Here is a 16884-nt window from a genome sequence, read left to right as displayed (position 1 = left end):
GGNGTGCGGAGCATGGCGTAGAGGACGTCGCAGCGTCGTCGGGCGAGGCAGATGAGTGCGGCGTTGTGTTTCTTGCCTTCCGCTCTCTTTTTGTCGTAGTAGGTCCTGCTGGTGGGGTCGGACAGGGCGGCGAAGGCGGCGAGGAAGAACGCNTGTGCTTCTTGCCCTCGGCTCGTTTGCGGTCGTAGTAGGTCCTGCTGGTGGGGTCGGACAGGGCGGCGAAGGCGGCGAGGAAGAACGCGCGTTTGAGTTTGCGGTTGCCGGTGCGGGCGGGGTGTTCGCCTTTGATCGAGGACCCGGAGTTGCGGGTGACCGGCGCGATGCCGGCGTAGGCCGCGAGGTGTGCGGAGCTGGCGAAGTGGGAGGCGTCGCCGATTTCGAGGAGGATGCGGGCCGCGGTCCTGACCCCGATGCCGGGCATCGAGGTCAGGACCCCGGCGAGAGGGTGCGCATCGAGTATCCCCTCNCTCCGATGCCGGGCATCGAGGTCAGGACCCCGGCGAGAGGGTGCGCATCGAGTATCCCCTCTGCTTCGGCGGCGACCTGTTTGCGTTGCTGGAGAACGGTTTTGAGGCTGTCTGCCAGGCGGGGAAGAACCGTGTCCGCGGCCGTGGTGCCCGGGACGGTCACGGTTTGCTCGTCCAGCGCGGCCAGGATCGCCTCGACCAGCCGCTCGCCCATGCGGGGCGCGTGCGCGGTCGCGATGGCGACGAGCTTGCGTCGTCCCGCTTTGCGGATTCCGGCCGGTCCGCCGCAGCGGGAGAGGATCTCCAGCACTGCCGGGTGGCTGATTCTTGGCCCGAGGGCGCGTTCAAGAGCGGGGTGGATGCCGGTGAGCAGGCCGCGGATGCGGTTGCCGATCCTGGTGGCTTCGCCGGCCAGGTCGTCGTCGAACCCGACCAGCACGTCCAGTTCGGCCAAGGCCTCGTCGCCGAGGTCGACCTGGCGCAGCGTGTGCGGCAGGCTGCGGGCGGCGTCGGCGATCACGAACGCGTCCCGCGCGTCGGTCTTGGCGCGGCCGGGGTAGAGGTCGGCGATGCGGCGCATCGCCAGGCCGGGCAGGTAGGCGACCTCATGCCCGGCGGCGCGGGCGACCGAGACCGGCAACGCCCCGATCGTGGCCGGCTGGTCCACCACGACCAGCAGTGGCCCGTGCGCTGCCAGCTTGTCGAACAGCGCCCGCAGCTTGGGTTCGCTGTTGGGCAACGGCCCGTCGTGCAGGCGCTTCCCGTCCGGGTCCAAGGCCACCGCGTGGTGCTCGCCCTTCCCGACGTCCAGACCGAGGAACACGCCGAAACTGCTGGTCATCCACCGTCTCTTTCATCGCGTCGCGAGCGATCGCCGGTCAGGCATCGAACGCCGGCACCCACGTTACGACTGTGATGATCACGGGGTGACGTCCCGGACCGTGGCCTGACCCGCGTTACGACTGACCGATGTGTGTCTTTGTCTCGATCTGTCGGCTTCGGTCCCGGGGCGGTGCTTGCTGCCGCCGGGCTGGTGGGGCGTGTCCCGATAGGGGCTTTGCCGCACTGCGCATCTTCACAGTCCTGACCGCCTGATCGGTCCGGCGTCGGCCAGCCACCGGCGTTCCCGATCAGAGCAGGAGCCAGCAGACCGTGCCGAGCACCCTTCGTCCCTCCTCCAAGTCCCAGGTCCGCGATGGACAGGAGGTGGTTGTGGGTGTCGACACCCACAAGGATTTCCATGTCGCGGCAGTCGTCACAGCGTTGGGTTTTTTGCTTGCCAGCAAAGCATTTCCGACTACGCGGGCCGGGTATCAGGCTCTGGTGAGGTGGGCACGCGGGTTCGGCCCGGTGCGGCGCGCGGGAGTGGAATGCACGGGCTCCTACGGAGCTGCGCTCGCCCGTCACCTCGCGGCCACTGACATCGAGGTGTTCGAGGTCAACCAGCCGGACAAGGCCAACCGGCGGCGGCGAGGCAAGAACGACGCGATCAACGCCGAGTCCGCCGCCCGTTCAGTGCTGAACGGGCAGGCCAGCGCGCTGGCCAAGGACGGCCAGGGGCCGGTGGAGATGCTGCGCATGTTCAAGGTGGCCAAGACTTCGGCGGTCAAGTCCCGGACCCAGGCCATCAATCAGCTCAAGGCCATCTTGGTCTCGGTCGACCCGGTGCTGCGCGACGAGCTGCGCGACCTCAGCACCGCCAAGCTCGTGCAGCGCTGCATCGCATGGCCGCCCGCCACGCCGTGCGACACCGCCACGGCCGCCCGGTTTGCCCTGCGCCTGCTCGCGTCCCGGATCGACCGGCTCAGCCAGGAAATCGCCGACCTCAACGCCCAGACCGCCTCGGTCCTGGCCGGCCACAACCCCGCCATGCTCGACACTTACGGGGTCGGACCCGACACTGCCGCCACCCTCCTCATCGCCGCCGGCGACAACCCCGAACGCCTGCGCAGCGAAGCGTCGTTCGCCGCGCTGTGCGGTGTCAGCCCAGTGGAAGCGTCCTCGGGCAAGACGCAACGCCACCGGCTCAACCGCGGCGGCGATCGCCAAGCCAACAGTGCCTTGCGCAGCATCGTGCTGGTCCGCCTGCGCTGGGACCGACGCACCCGCGACTACATCGACCGACGAGTCCGCGAAGGCAAAACCAAACGCGAAGCTGTCCGGTGCCTCAAACGCTACATCGCCCGCGAACTCTACCGAGTCATCACCGCGCCCGATCCACGAACAGCACCAGCACGCCAGGCAGCTTGACGAACAATAGGAGCATCGAGACCTACCTTCTGGTGGCCGTGTCCCTATCAGCGGTCGGTCGATGCCACCACGCCCGGTGACACCACCCCCCGGATCATGCCTGCGGCTGGGGGCATAAGCCATGCCGGACCCGGCGACCACAGCTCCTCGATCAGGAACTACCAAAAAGGTAACGGGGCAACGGCCAGCGGCAGGGCCGACGGCACCTGCGCGTTGAGCAAGCCAACCGTCGCGGGGAAAATTGAGTGACACTCCCGGGTTGAAATGTCTCAGGACGCAATTCCCGCACCCAGGCCATGATCACGCTGAGTGCGCACACAGTTCGCCGAAGTGGGAAAACAAGCTGTGCGGTACGCACTCAAAGTGGTCTGTTTAACCCCACCCACGAGGGGTATCTGGACGAGCAGTAACGATCTATCCGCCGTTTGGACGTACAGCACTCACCCGACGAGTGTTCTGCCCGAATGGATATTCGCCCTATGCGAATTTCTGCTGTCCGGAATTCCTGACTGTGAGGACCTTGCCGATGGGAAAGCACACCAAGCGAAACTCCGGCTACCTGCCGAAGGTGGCCGCGGGGGCGGCACCGTTCGCGCTCTTGCTGGCCGGGCCTGCGACCGCATTGGCGGCCACCGGGCCGGAGCTGCCGGTTCAGCACCACAATGAACACTCGTTCCACCGCGGGCTCGAGAAGGGCGTCACGCCGATTTCGACCCCGGACTCAGCGGGCTACACCGCGTTTGTCAGAGCCTTCGTCGACGCGATGAACAAGGACACCTATACCGGCGATCTGGGCGGGGCCACATTCGCGGCCGGGCAAACCCAGGCGGTCGCGGGCGCGCTGGAAACTGCCCAGACCACCACGGCGGGCCGGAGCGGGGTCAGTTCGGTCGACGCCGCGAAGGGCTTGCTCGCCGACGCCCAGACGCAGAGTTACACACTCGCCTATGGGCCGTACGGAATCGCGCACGCGTCGCAGCAGGCTGGCAGCTCCAGCTCCGATCTCGCGCGGGGACTGCACGTTTCCCCGCAGGGCGCGGTGTCCGGGTTCGAGACCGCGACTACTGGCTTCACCCGTTCATTCGGCAACGCCGAGGCCGTGCGCTACGGCGACGGCGCGGCGATCAGCAGCGCGAAGCAGGCCCTCGGCGTGGAAAACAGCCGGGGCACCGCATTCTCCGCTGATCCCGTTGCGGGCACGGCGGAGGGTCTCGCGCACGAAAAGAATCACGTGGTCGCGGGCGACTCGGCATCCCACGCGGTAACCGCGGACGACAACGCGGTCTTCAGCGACAGCAAGGAATTGGTCGATTCCACCACCGAGCGCTCCGCTGCGTTCTCCGGTTCCAAGGACGGCCACGCGCACAGCACCATCGGCGGCGGCCAGAGCACGGAAGTCTCCCGCGGTTCCGCGCAGGGCGTGACATTCGGGAAGACCGCGGGCGGCACGGTCGCTTCCGGCCAAGGCTCTTCCGGTTCCTTCAGCGGCATCCTCGACACCGAGCGGCGTCCGGATGGCTCGGCCACAGTCATCAGCGGCAGCGAGGCTTCCCGCGACGTGAGCCAGGTGCACGCGGTGGGCGGGCACCTCGGCGCGATCTCGGCCGCGGTCGCTTCCGAGCAGAAAGGCTCGACCGGCTCGGCCAGCGCCAGCGAGACGACCCTCAGCCCGGCGGGCAAGGTCGATTCGGCCGCGAAATCGCTTACCACGGGCAAATTCTCCGATACGACCGCCGGCACGCTCGGCATCGGCAAGATGCTGACCGTCTCGGGCAGCTCGAAGACCACCGCGACCGCCGCCACCGGTGTTTTGCAGTCCACAAAGGACGGAAAGCCGGGCGCGCCCGAGGTGTCGCGAGCGGCTTCGGTGCGGCACGACAACGATCTGCGGATCGGGCTGCTCGGCCAGAAGCCGGTCGGCGGCGGTGTTTCCGTCGACGGGGCCGGCATCACCCCGCACCTGGGCTGAACCGGAAGTTCTGGAACGCGAAGGGCTCCGTCGCACGGCGGGGCCCTTCGCATTTCCGCCGCCAGTGGCATAGACGTCCGGCAATCGTCGAGGTTGCGTTCGAGAGGCCCATTTCACGGAAGCGCTTGGCCAGTCGATCAAGTGGGCACTCTATCCAGTGAGCGCAACCGAGGTCGGCGTTTTGAGCCACCGATCTCGACCGGGGCGGATCGCCCGCTCCGGAACCGGTAGAAGGGGAGACCGATGACTGTCCGCACAACTGCCGCCGCTCTGTTCGTCGCCGGAGCCGCTGCCGGAACCGTCGCGCTGACCACCGGCACTGCCAGCGCCATGCCGACGGACTTCAACTGCACGTCCGGCCAGGTCACCACCAAACTCGTCTACGGCGGCGCGGGGGCAGGCGGCCGTGACGGAGCCGTCCAGTTCACCGCGAAGCCAGGCGAAACCTGCACCCTGCCCGGGTCGCTGCCGGTCGACCTGACCGGGGCGCACGACGTGCTGGTGTCCTCCGATGCCGCGCCGGACGCGCCCGCGGTGGAGGTCAGCAACGGCTCCTCGGCCTACCTGCCGCTGCACTGGACCGCGATCGGCGCGCCCGGGGAGCAGGAAACCCCGCTGGCGCTCACCGTCACCGCGCCTCAGGAGACCAGCCCGCGCGGCGACACCAGCGACCCGAAGATCGACCTGTCCTGGAACCTCGGCGGAGTCGACGCCACCTCCGGCAGCCACACCGTCCACACCGGCACCATGACGGCTGGCACCGCGCCCACCATCTGACCGGCACACTGCGGCGGCGGGACCGAATTACTCGGTCCCGCCGCTGTCGGCTGAGCACGCCGTCAGGTTCCAGGCGACCTCCGGCGCAGCCGAGCCGGATCGGTACGGGCCACTGCGGCCGGCGCGGGCAGCTGCCAGCCGATCTCGTACGCCGCGGCGAAGCGTTCCTCGCCGAGGGCCAGCCGGCCACGGCTGCTCAGCGTGCGGACCTGTAGGTCCGTCCGGTCGTGGGCACCGCGCAGCCGGGCCGCCGCGCCGAGGATTTCCGCTCCGTCCAGGTATCGGCTGTACAGCTCGGCCAGGCCGGCGACCGTCACCGCGACGGTGGCCACGATCGGCAGGTCCTTGCTGTCGACCGCGGCCGGGTACGCCCGATCCAGCGCTGCCTCGGCACCGGGGCCGTCGCCGAGTTCCAGGCAGAGTTCGGCTCGTACCGCGCTCACCAGCGCCTGTCCGTGGTCGTCGCCGAACGGGAGTTCGGCCGACAACCCGGCCTCGGCCGCCTCGATCAGCTCGCCGGCCCTGGTCAGGTCACCGGTTCGCAGGCGGAAGCTGGCCTCTCGCGCGTAGAGCAGCACCACGGTCTCGGGCATGGTCGAGCGCAACGTGCGGTCCCGGGTTACCGCGATCATCGCCGCGGCCTGGTCGGTTTCGCCCAGCCGGACGTGCAGGTCGATCAGGCGCAGGTCGATGAACGTCTCATCGCTGTGATTGAGCGATCCGAACTCCTGGGCCAGCCGTTTGGCCTCGGTCAGGTCGGCCAGCGCACCGGCCAGGTCGCCGTCGTATTGCCGCAGCAGGGCACGCATCGGCAGGGCCATCGCGAGGCCCCAGCTGTCTCCCGCCTCGGTGAAGCAGTCCAGTGCGACGGCGACGTCTTCGCCGACCTCAGCTAAATGGCCGTCGTTCTCGGCTAGTTCGGCACGGGTGATCCGGGCCAATCCGGCCAGCCATCGGTCCGGGCCGTCGGCTAGCCGCTGGATGAGCGGCGACGCGTCGATTCCGGCGCGGGCGGCCAGCCCGGCGGCGGTCAGTACGCCGAAGGGCGGCAACTCCGGGTAGTTCAGCAGGCGGGTGACCACCTCGTCGGCCGGGCCGTCAGCGTCCAGCAGCAGCGCTCCGGCGGCGACGTCGTGGTGCATGCCAGGCTGGGCAGTCACTTGGCCGAGCCAGTATGACGCGTCGGCGTGTCGGCCCAGCATGTGCCAATACCAGGTCAGATCGAGCGCGAGAGCGAGCCCGGCGTCCGAGGTATCGCAGAGGTGGCGCAGGGCGGCCAGCACGTTGTCGTACTCGGCGGTCAGCGACTGAAGCGCGTCGAGTTGCCCGGGGCCGCGCAGAAGCGGGTCGTTGACCGCGGCCAGTTCGGCGAAGTACTCGGCGCTCAGGTTGCGCACGGTGGGCAGAATGCCTTGTTCGGCAAGGCATTCGAGCCCGTACTCGCGGATGGTCTCCAACATCCGGTACCGGCCGGGGACGAGTTGGAGCAGCGAACGGTCGACGAGGTCGGCGAGCAGTTCCCGGGCTTGTTCGACCGGGAGGGCGCAGACCGCGGCGGCCGAGGCGGGGGTGACGCCGCCGGGCAGGACCGAGATCCGTTCCGCGACCGTCCGCGCGTCCTCGCTGAGCAGGTCCCAGCTCCAGGCGATCACCGCGCGCAGCGTGCGGTGCCTGGGGAAAGCCGTGCGGCTGCCGGTGGCGAGGAGCCGGAAGCGGTCAGACAGGCCGGAAGCCAGGTCTGCCAAGGAAAGCGTCCGCAGGCGGGCCGCGGCCAGTTCCAGCGCTAATGGCATGCCGTCCAGGCCGCGGACGATTCGCAGCACGTCGTCGAGATTGCGCTCGTCGACCGTGAAGCCGGGGCGCACCGCGGCCGCGCGCTCGGTGAACAACCGCACGGACGCGGTGTCACGGGCCTGCTCGACGTCCGCGTCCGGTTCGGGCAGCGGAAGCGGGCCGAGCGGGACCAGCGCCTCGCCGTCGATCGCCAGCGGTTCGCGGCTGGTGGCCAGGACCCGCAGCCCGGCGCAGCGAGGCAGCAATGCGGAAAGGAGGTGGGCCACAGCGTCGATCAGGTGCTCGCAGTTGTCCACCACCAGCAGGGTTTCCTTGCCGCTCAGCTGATCTGCCAGCACGTCCAGGTCGTCGACGGGTTTGGCCGAAGCCTCGAACAGTGCGGTGCCGCGCAGTCCGCTCGCGGCCAGCGCCGCGGCGGCGACCTTGGCCGGTTCGGTGACCGACGAGAGGTCGACCAGCCAGCGGCCGTCGCGGTATTCCCGTCGGCGGGCCGCCTCCAGGGCGATCCGCGTCTTGCCGGCACCGCCGGGGCCGAGCACGGTGACCATCCGGCCGGCGCCGAGCAGGGTGTCGATCCGGGCCAGGTCGTCGGTGCGGCCGACGAAACTGGTCAGCGACGCGGGCAAGGTGGCCGGTTCGGTCTCCTTGGCCGGTTCGGCGCGCAGCAGGTTCAGGTGGCGTTCGCGCAGCGCGGTGCCCGGGTCGGCGCCGAGGTCGTCCGCGAGCGCTGCGCGGATTTGTTCGTACTGGGCCAAAGCTTCCGCCTGACGACCCTGCGTGGCGAGGGCGTCCATAAGCACTGCGGCGGCGCGTTCGTGGACGGGGTGCTCGGCGAGCAGGGCGGTCAGGCGGGCAGTTGCCGAGTCGGGACGGCCCTGGGAAAGCTCGGCTTTGGCGAGGTCGATGACGGCTTCGATCGACAGGCGGGCCAACCGGGTCGCGGCGGCAGGATCGACCGCGGCGACGACTGGGGGTTCGACGCCGGGACGGTCGCCCCACAGCGTCACGGCGTCGTCCAGCGAAGCCGCCGTGGCGAGTTGTTCGAACCGCAGCGCGTCCACGTCGGCAGCGTCGACGGTCAGCCGGTAACCGCCTGCGACCTGCGTGACGTCGCTGGGCGAACCAAGCGCTCGGCGCAGCCGGGAGACCAGGGCTTGCAGGGCGTGCGCTGGGTCAGCGGGCAGGTCCGGGCCCCAGATCGCGTCGACCAAGACGCTCTGCTCGACCGGCCGTCCGCCGGCCAGCGCCAGCCGCGCGACCAGTCCCCGCAACCGGGCACCGGGCACCGGGAGAGCCTCAGCACCCCGCGTCACTTGGAAGGCCCCGAGCAGCGTGACTCGAAGCCGCGCGCTCCCGTCCATTCGACGATCTTCGCGCGAACACCGGTGTCAGCGCCATGCGCCCCCGCATGAGCGCCGTGTGCGGGCCGTCGCCAAGGTGGTCACAGCGAACGAGAACACCGGGGGCTTGCCATGCATGACGCAGTAATAGCGGGAGCCGGACCGGTCGGTCTGTTCCTGGCCTGCGAGCTTGGTCTCGCGGGCAGTTCGGTCCTGGTGCTCGAACGGGAGCCTGAGCCCGGTTCCCAGTGGCGGACGGCACCGCTCGGGATGCGCGGTCTGTCGGCCACGTCGATCGAGGCGTTCCACCGCCGCAGGATGCTGCCTCCGCTGATGGGGGCGCCGGACATCCTCGACCCGGCCAAGGTCGACGTCGACGCGCTGCCGTACCGGCCGCCCAGTTCACTGCCCGGCGGCATGATGACTAACCTCGACGCGATCGAGGCGGTGCTATCCGAGCAGGCTGCCAGGCTCGGGGTCGAAATCCGGCGCGGGGTCGAGGTTACCGATCTTGAGCAGCACGAAGACAGCGGGCGCAGTGTTGTGCGCGAGCTGGCGGGTTTCGAGTTCGCCGGCACCGAACCGCAGTTCACCGGCTACACCATCGACCACGGCGCGTTCGACCGCACGCAGCAGCCAAGCATCGAGCACCTTCAGACCGTGCTGCGCCGGGTGTCCGGCACCGACGTCACGCTGACCGGCGTCCGGCTCGTCTCGACGTTCACCGATCGCGCGATGCAGACCACGACGTATCGGCGCGGTCACGTGCTGCTCGCCGACGACGCCGCGCACATCCACTCCCCGCTGGGCGGCCAGGGACTCAATACCGGCATCAGCGACGCCTTGAACCTCGGGTGGAAGCTCGCGGCGGTGCGGCCGGACGCGCACGGCCAGCCGGTGCAGGGCGTCCTTCGCGATCTGCTCAGCACCCGAGACGGAACGACCTATGTGTACGGGAAGATGTCCGGCGCGTCGCTCCGCTATGACCTCGGCGGCGAGCATCCGCTGATCGGCCGTTACGCCCCGGATTTCCAGCTGGCAAACGGAAATCGCGGCGATCTGATGCAGGACGGTCATGGCGTCGTCCTCGACTTCAGCGCTAGTGGCTGCGCGAGGCAACGGGCCAGTTGCGTTACGCGGCCGGGTACGGCGAAAGAAGACCTCGGATTGGGTGCCGTGCTTGTCCGGCCGGACGGCATCGTCGCCTGGGCGGGCGACCGCGACTTTTTTCCAGGACTCTTTCACTCAAGCCAAAACTCAGTGGTTCGGCGAAAACTAGGAGCAGACATGACTATCACTCTCCGCCCGGGCAGCACTTGTGCTGTTCACCGGCGATTCGATCACCGACGCACAGCGGAACGAGAGCGAGGACGGTCTCGGATTCGGTTACCCGCTGCGGATCCCGGCGAATGGGGACTCCGTTATCCGGAACGGCCGGTGACCTGGCTGAATTCCGCGATCGCGGACAACAAGGTGATGGACCTCGAATCCCGTTGGCAGAACGATGTTCTGGATGCGCGCCCGGACGTGGTGCCGATCCTCGTCGGCATCAACGACGTCGGCTGGCATTCCTATGACCCGGACGGTTACGTCATTCCCGCCGACAGAAGTGGCGCGTCGATCTGGACCCGAAAATCCAAGTGGTGCGCGAACTTGCCCGCAAATACGGCGCGCATTTGCTCGCCGCGGACGGCTTGTTCGCCGAGGCTTGGCTCCGCCCGGTCGCCTGACTACCGCCGAGCTCCTTGCTGCGCCTCTAGATTCGCGCGGTATTCAGAGCGTTCCGGGCGGTCTGAGTGCAGCGCGCGGTCGTCTCGGACCAGCCGCCGGATGCGGTTGAGAACCGGTTCCGGGGTGACCCTCGCTGCCGTGGCGAGCAGGCCGACGTAGCCGGGCACGGCGATTTCGGCGCGGCGGTTGTGCACCGAATCGACGACCGCCCTTGCGACGTCTTCCGGCTGCACCTTAGGAATCGGCCGCAGGTCAAGGCCGGAGGCGAGGGCGGTGTCGACCGCCGAGGGCAGCACAGCGGTGAGGCTGACGCCCGCGTCCGCGAACTCCAAGCGGGTCGCGGCCGTCAGCCCCACCACCGCGAATTTGGTCGCGTTGTAGACGGCCAGTCCCTTGACCGGGAACTTGCCTGCCAGCGAGGCGACGTTGACGACGTGGCCGAAACCGCGTTCGACCATGCCGGGCAGCACCAGTTTCATTCCGCTGAGGACACCGCCGAGGTTGACGTCGATCTGCAGCCGGTCGGTGGCGTCGGCGAGTTCGAGAAATCCGCCGTTCGGCATGAGGCCCGCGTTGTTCACCAGCACGTGCAACGGTCCGTGGGCCTTCTCGGTCGCGGCCACGAAGGACGCGAACGAGTCGCGGTCGGCGACATCGAGGTGGTGGGCGGTGCCGCCGACCAGCTCGGCGGCTTCCTCGGCGGCCGCCTGGTTGAGGTCGCCGATCGCGACGTGCGCGCCCTTGCTCGCGAACAGCTTGGCGACCGCGCGGCCGATCCCGGCGCCTCCGCCGGTGATCGCGACGGACGCGCCGTCGAGGTCGATTCTGGGGTAGGTCATCGGGTCGCTCCTTGTTCGATGGCGGCGCGCACGCGCGGCGGGGTCAGGGTGCGGCAGGCGCGGAGCACGTCGGAGCGGCGGCGCAGATCCATGAAATTCGGGCCCATGACGTCCAGTTCGGCCTGGCCGGGTTCGATCCGAAGCACGCGGATTCCAGCAGCGCGGAGTTGCTTGACCTCCGCGTCGACGCGCCGGGTCATCGCGCGCCGGGCGAGTCGTTCGACGCGGGCGAAGCCGCGGCCGGGCGCGCCGCCGGAGGTGGACATCGGCGGAATGAGCACGGCCTCCTCGACCCCGGCCGGGATGACGAGATCGGCGGACGTCGGCGAGACGGTGCCGCCGTCGACGTACTCGCGGCCGTTGACGCCGACCGGCGGGAACCATCCCGGAATGGCCCAGGACGCGGCAATCGCGGTACCGAGCTGGGTACGCTGCGAATTCCCGAACGCGACCCGCTCCCCGGTGCGGAGATCGGCTCCGACGAGCCAGGTCCGCGGGTGGTCGACCCAGCCTTCGGCAGTGGCCAGCGCGGTGCCGAGACCGCGCAGCCATCCAGCGTCGCCACGTCCCCTCGGCAACGTTCCGGCCAGCCCGGCCAGCAGGTCCACCCGGCCGCGCACTGCCCCGGCGGTGAGGCCGAGACCAGGCCAAACCGGTGTCGGCAACGGCGGCAGCTTGCCCGGATGCTGAGCGAGATGGCGCACGACGCGGTCGTCGGCGGGTTCCCCTCGCAACCCGGCCATGATCTCGCCGACCCCGATGCCGGAACCGAGGAACGCCGCCATCTCCGCACCCGCCGAGGTGCCGACCAGTACGTCAGCTTCGCGCGCGTCCCAGCCCAGCTGGTCCTCGACCGCGGCGAGGGCAGCGGCGGTCCAGGCGAAGCCGAGCGTGCCGCCACAACCGAGCACCAGTGCGCGTTTGGTCATCGACCACCTCTGCGGAATCACGTGTCAGTGTCGGAACCGTATGTCATTTACACGCCCGGGGCAATACCGGTCAGGCGCGATCGGCGCTGCTGACGACCTTGTCGCTGCCGGTGTTCTTCGCGTTGCAGAGCACCTGGTCGGTCGCGTGGACCAGGCGATCGATGGCGGATCCGGCCTCGGGACAGGTCGCGAGGCCGATCGAGCCGGAGAGCCCGTCGATGGTCTTCGTCGCAGGCACTTCCACGACGAGCCGGGCGATGGCTTCGCGAACGCGTTCGGCGACAACGCGGGTGGCGGATTCGTGGATGTCGGGCAGCAAACCACGAACTCCTCGCCGCCGAACCGGCCGACCGAGTCGTAGCCGCACACTGCGGTGGCGACGGCGCGGTGCGCGAGACGGCATCGCCGCTGAGATGCCCGTGCTGGTCGTTGATCCGCTTGAAGCGGTCGAGATCCACCATCAGCACGCCGAAACTGGAGTCGACGGTTCGCTGCGCCCGGTCGAGCGCGCGGGCGTGCCGGCCGGTGGCGTTGAAGATCCCGTCTTCTCAGCAGAGTTCGGAAACCGTTGCGGGAAAACGATGTCGCGACTGCGCGGTCAGCTGATTTGCCGAACCCGGGCGCACCGAACGAATCGGCGCACCCGCGGGCAAGCCCTACCGGTGGCCGGCGAAGAGAGTCAACGGTTCCCGGAGTTCCGCGCAGTGGTGCTGACGCGGGATCTCCGTCGGGAGCTGGCCGTCTCCAGCAGCGTTGAGCGCCATGACCGCTGGACTGTCCTTTGTGTACGGATCATGCTGCGGCGCACCGTCCACAGTGGAGTTTCCGGTGCGCGCGAAACCGATGTGTCGCGGCTTCAGCGAACGGCAGCTGAGTTTCGTCGCGATCGACGCCGTGCATCAAGGTTACGTGATTGACGCGCCCGGTGGCGAAAGCTTCGGCGGGTGACATCGGCAGCATTGACCCGTCGACGATCGGCGCGACCGTGCCGTTGTCCGGATTTCTCCCGTGGTCGGCCTGGTTGAGCACAGCCTGCGCGGGCAGCGGGTGCCTTTTCGTCGAATCTCATCCGTCCTCCTTCGCTCCCGCCTGGCCGGGCAGGCTCGACCGATGACAAACTGCGGGTCATCGCCGCGGAACGCTTGTCTCCAGTCTTGCCGCTGCACGGGGAGGCACAACCTCCGTCCGCGCGCGCGGAAGATGTCACATTCCCGGGAACGACGGTCTTTGTCAGAGATCAAGCCGCGCCGAGGAATTCCGCCTCGGCCACCGCCCTCAATTCCCGTACTAATTCGCGCACCGCAAGGGATTGCGCGCCGGCGTAGGTGGCGACGTACCCGATTCGCCGGGTGGGCGGGTCGGCGATCGGCGTGACCGCGGCTCCCGGCGGGACGGCCGCGAGGGTCAGCTTCGGCAGGATCGCCATGCCGATCCCTTGCGCCACCATGGAAAGGACCACTCCGTCGTCGGCGACCTCCATCTTCGCCGGCGGCAACCAGTCCTGCCGGGCCCACCAGGACCGGGTGTAGGAGGAGCAGTTTTCCGGCCAGTCGAGCAGCGGGAGACCGCGCGGATCGGCCTGACCGTCCGGGTTCACCAGGAAGTACGGTTCCCGGAACAGTTCTCCGGCGACCAATCCGGCGGGCGGGGTTTCGTCCTCGCCGAGCGTCGCGATGGCGACATCCGCGCGCCCGTCGGCGACCTCGCCCGCGGTGCCGCGGCCCAGTTCGGGGACGACCAGCACCTGCGGGTGCAGGCCGGAATGCTTGGCGGTCAAGCGTTCCAGCGCGGCGGGCAGGAGATGCGCGGCGGCGCTGCGGAAAGCGGCGATCCGCAGCGGGCCGGTGAGGGTTCCGGCCGCCGCGCCCCGGGCTTCAGCGCGGAGAACGTCGAGCTGGCGCAGAATCAGCCGGGCGTGCACGAGTGCGCGGGCACCGGCGGCGGTCGGGCGAGCGCCGGTTCGGCCGCGGTCGAAGAGGATGGCGCCGACCTTGCGTTCGCAGGTCCGGACTGCGTGCGAGACCGCGGACTGAGTCAGGCTCAGCTCGGCGGCAGCGGCGGTGAAGCTGCCGGTGCGCTCCACCGCGAGCAGCAGGCGCAGCTCGCCCGGCGTGAGGTCGACAGCATCCATGCGGCCAGCCTAGCCGCAACCATGAGCGAGATTCATGGATTAGCCCGGTCCATCGATCCGGAGGTCTGCCCGGGCGGCTTCGGCGCGCTTAAGTTACTGGTCAGAGCCAATTGAAGGAGATCACGTGTCCCTGACCGCCGTCCGCCAGGTCCGCCGCCCCGAGGGCGCGCCGAGCGCCGCCGATTTCGAGTTCGTCACCCAGCCGCTGCCGGAGCTCGCCGACGGACAGGCGCTGGTCGAAAACCGCTACCTGTCCGTCGATCCGTACATGCGCGAGTTCATGGAGTGGGGCGGCTGGGAACTGGGCGCGGGCCTGGAAGGCCGCACGATCGGCGAGGTGGTCGAGTCGAAGGAGCCGACGCTGCCGGTCGGCACGACGGTGTTCCACCGGCACGGCTGGGCTACCCACGCCGTCCTCACCGCCGCCGACGTCCGGGCGATCACACCCGCGGACGGCGTTCCGCTGAGCGCCTACCTCGGCATTCTCGGCGGGACCGGGCTCACCGCGTACGCCGGTCTCACTCGGATCGCGCAGGTCCGTCCCGGTGACGACGTGTTCATCTCCGCGGCGGCCGGTGCGGTGGGCAGTGCGGCCGGGCAGATCGCCCGGCTGCTCGGCGCGGGACGGATCGTGGGCAGCGCCGGGTCAGCGGCGAAGGTCGAGCACCTGACTCGCGACCTCGGCTTCGACGCCGCCTTCGACTACCACGACGGTCCCGTCACCGATCTGCTCGCGAAAGCGGCTCCGGACGGAATCGACGTGTACTTCGACAACGTCGGCGGCGATCACCTGGCCGCCGCCATCGACGCCCTTCGCGAGCGCGGTCGCGTCGCCTGGTGCGGTTCAGTCGCGCAGTACAACAGCCTGCGCACGCCGCCGAGCGCGCCGCACAACCTGTTCGAGGTGGTCGGGAAAAGCCTTCGGATCGAAGGGTTTCTGGTGCGCAATCACCTCGACGCACGCGAAGAGTTCGAGGAATTCCTGATCCCGCACGTCCGCAGCGGGCGAGTGCTCGTGAACGAGACTGTGACCGAAGGGTTTTCCAGCATCGTGGACGCGTTCATCGGCATGCTGCGCGGAGCGAACGTCGGGAAAATGCTGGTCCGGGTCTGACCGCGGGGAGGGGGCCGGAAAGCCCCCACCCCGCTCAGATCCTCAGTCGCGCCAACGGTTGTTGAGGAAGGCGTCGTCGTCCTCGTCGTCCTCAACCGGACGCGGGCGACGCGCCGGACGGCGCGGAGCCTCGGTTCGCAGCGCGGGCTGATTCGGAGTCACCGCGAACGGGGACGCCGAGCCGGGCTCGTTGCCGAACTCGTCGGAATCGAACGCCGAGGGCGGTTCGGTGCTCGGCCGGTCCGTGCTCCACCCGGACTTGGTCTTGCGCTTCCCCATCTCCCGCCGGTGCTGGACGTACCGTTCGGCCGCCTGCACCTGCTTGGTCATGTACTCCTGGGACTGTGCCTTGACCTCCTCGGCCTTCTGCTCGCGCAGTGCCCTGCGGTCGGCCTGCTCCCGGACCAGCGCGTCCAGTTCTGCCTTCATCGCGGCGGTTTCGCTCATGCGTGCCTCCTACCTGGTCCGGATGATCGGCGCGTCGTCGTCATCGTCGAGTGAACCAGTGATCCGGCTGGCGGGCTCGCCGAGATTGTCGAAGACCGCGCCCTCCACGCGGTACGCCGCGCGCCGCTCGGTTTCGCCGCCGCCGCCACCGCCGCCGTGCCCGCCGCCCATCGAGCCCATGCCGGGCATCCCGGAGCCACCGGACTGACCCGGCTGGCCGGAACCGCCTGCGTGGTCGCCCGCCGGTTGCGAGAACCCGCCGCCGGTTTGGGTGCCGGCCATCGGCGTGCTGTCGACCCCGGCCATGGGCGCGCCGTGCAGCGGAGCGCTCGGAGCGCCGGCGGGCACGCCCGGACCGCCGCTGTGCGACATCTCCGGACCGGGGCCGCCCTCGATCGGATGGCCAGGAGCCCCGCTCGGGACGCCGTGCTGCAACGGCTGGGCCGGACCGCCCGCAGGATGTCCCGGGGCGTCCGAATCCGAGCCTCCCGGACCGGGGCCGCCTCCGGCCGGATGCGCCGGATCGCCTGCCGGATGCCCGCCGAACGGGTCGCCGCTGTGCGACATCTCCGGACCCGGCCCGCCCGCGATCGGATGCCCGGGGTGGCTGCTGCTGGGCGAGGCGCCGCCGTGCCCGTTGCCGTCGGGTCCCTTGTGGTCGCCGGCGTGCTTGCCGGGACCGTCGTCGCCGTGCTGGCCAGGACCGTCGCCCGCGTGATGCCTGCCGGTGCTGTCGCCGGGCATCTCCGGACCGTGGTCGATCTCGTGGACGCCCTGCTTCTTGTCTTCCTCGCCGAGCGTGTAGGTCGTCGGGTTGCCCTTGCCGTCGTCGACCGTGACGACGGTCGGCCCGTTGGGCCCGTCCGGACGCTCCGCGGTGATCTTCGTGTCGCCGTCGCGGAGGTGGATCTTTCCGTCCGGGCCGGGGTGGTGGACCTGGGCGTCGTGCTGCTGGCCGTCGCCGCCGTCGTGCGCGGACTTGTCGTCGGACCAGTCGAGTTTGAAGTCCTTGGCGTTCCCGGAACCCTCGCCGATCTTGATGTCCATCTTGCCGTCGTGGTCCGGCTCGGACATTTCGAAGGTCTTGTCGCCCTGC

General features: G+C 69.4%; 11 protein-coding genes and 2 pseudogenes. 5 read left to right on the top strand and 8 right to left on the bottom strand.

The genetic code is table 11. The features are described 5' to 3' along the window. Positions 1-5: 5 nt before the first annotated feature. Positions 6-1308 (bottom strand): annotated as a pseudogene (locus A4R44_RS22590) (IS110 family transposase); the annotation flags it as partial. A 371-nt stretch (positions 1309-1679) separates the two neighbouring features. Here A4R44_RS22590 and A4R44_RS22585 point away from each other — a divergent pair. The 3 genes from A4R44_RS22585 (at position 1680) to A4R44_RS22575 (ending at position 5463) form a co-directional block, all read left to right on the top strand. Beyond that, on the top strand, positions 1680-2717 hold the full coding sequence (locus A4R44_RS22585) for an IS110 family transposase (RefSeq protein ID WP_369805924.1): 1038 nt from the start codon (positions 1680-1682) through the stop codon (positions 2715-2717). A 526-nt stretch (positions 2718-3243) separates the two neighbouring features. After that, the gene (locus A4R44_RS22580) at positions 3244-4686 is read left to right on the top strand and encodes a hypothetical protein (protein ID WP_067584029.1); all 1443 of its coding nucleotides are present in this window, start codon (positions 3244-3246) and stop codon (positions 4684-4686) included. A 243-nt stretch (positions 4687-4929) separates the two neighbouring features. Then, on the top strand, positions 4930-5463 hold the full coding sequence (locus A4R44_RS22575) for a DUF4232 domain-containing protein (RefSeq protein ID WP_067584026.1): 534 nt from the start codon (positions 4930-4932) through the stop codon (positions 5461-5463). Between the two features lie 62 nt (positions 5464-5525). On the opposite strand, the gene A4R44_RS22570 is transcribed toward A4R44_RS22575, so the two are convergent. Then, entirely contained in the window at positions 5526-8618 is a 3093-nt protein-coding gene (locus A4R44_RS22570; RefSeq protein WP_067584023.1) for a BTAD domain-containing putative transcriptional regulator, read from the bottom strand. 111 nt (positions 8619-8729) lie between these two features. Here A4R44_RS22570 and A4R44_RS50615 point away from each other — a divergent pair. Further along, positions 8730-9758 (top strand): annotated as a pseudogene (locus A4R44_RS50615) (FAD-dependent monooxygenase); the annotation flags it as partial. 569 nt (positions 9759-10327) lie between these two features. Here A4R44_RS50615 and A4R44_RS22560 read toward each other — a convergent pair. The 4 genes from A4R44_RS22560 to A4R44_RS22545 all read right to left on the bottom strand — a co-directional run bounded on the left by A4R44_RS22560 (position 10328) and on the right by A4R44_RS22545 (position 14227). Further along, positions 10328-11167 (bottom strand): SDR family NAD(P)-dependent oxidoreductase, encoded by an 840-nt coding sequence (locus tag A4R44_RS22560; protein ID WP_067584017.1) that lies wholly within the window; start codon positions 11165-11167, stop codon positions 10328-10330. Then, positions 11164-12096 carry a patatin-like phospholipase family protein gene (locus A4R44_RS22555; protein WP_067584014.1) on the bottom strand — a complete coding sequence of 311 codons (933 nt, stop codon included), beginning with the start codon at positions 12094-12096 and terminating at the stop codon, positions 11164-11166. Before A4R44_RS22555 ends, A4R44_RS22560 begins: the two co-directional genes overlap by 4 nt. 70 nt (positions 12097-12166) lie before the next feature. Beyond that, positions 12167-12415: a diguanylate cyclase domain-containing protein gene (locus A4R44_RS51785; RefSeq protein ID WP_067584011.1), complete on the bottom strand. Its 249-nt coding sequence runs from the start codon at positions 12413-12415 to the stop codon at positions 12167-12169. Between the two features lie 918 nt (positions 12416-13333). Next, positions 13334-14227, bottom strand: coding sequence for a LysR family transcriptional regulator (locus tag A4R44_RS22545; RefSeq protein WP_067584008.1), 894 nt, complete (start codon positions 14225-14227; stop codon positions 13334-13336). A 109-nt stretch (positions 14228-14336) separates the two neighbouring features. Between A4R44_RS22545 and A4R44_RS22540 the strand changes: the two genes are divergently transcribed. Continuing rightward, on the top strand, positions 14337-15341 hold the full coding sequence (locus tag A4R44_RS22540; RefSeq protein ID WP_338080427.1) for an NADP-dependent oxidoreductase: 1005 nt from the start codon (positions 14337-14339) through the stop codon (positions 15339-15341). Between the two features lie 42 nt (positions 15342-15383). Here A4R44_RS22540 and A4R44_RS22535 read toward each other — a convergent pair whose 3' ends face one another. Further along, positions 15384-15788, bottom strand: coding sequence for a hypothetical protein (locus A4R44_RS22535; protein ID WP_067584002.1), 405 nt, complete (start codon positions 15786-15788; stop codon positions 15384-15386). 9 nt (positions 15789-15797) lie between these two features. After that, the gene (locus A4R44_RS50600; RefSeq protein ID WP_095213521.1) at positions 15798-16862 is read right to left on the bottom strand and encodes a hypothetical protein; all 1065 of its coding nucleotides are present in this window, start codon (positions 16860-16862) and stop codon (positions 15798-15800) included. Between the last annotated feature and the right edge of the window lie 22 nt (positions 16863-16884).

This window comes from Amycolatopsis sp. M39 (assembly GCF_001651785.1).
Lineage (GTDB): Bacteria > Actinomycetota > Actinomycetes > Mycobacteriales > Pseudonocardiaceae > Amycolatopsis > Amycolatopsis rubida.
Note: the sequence above shows the minus strand (reverse complement) of the source record. Positions and strands in the feature narration are given on the sequence as shown.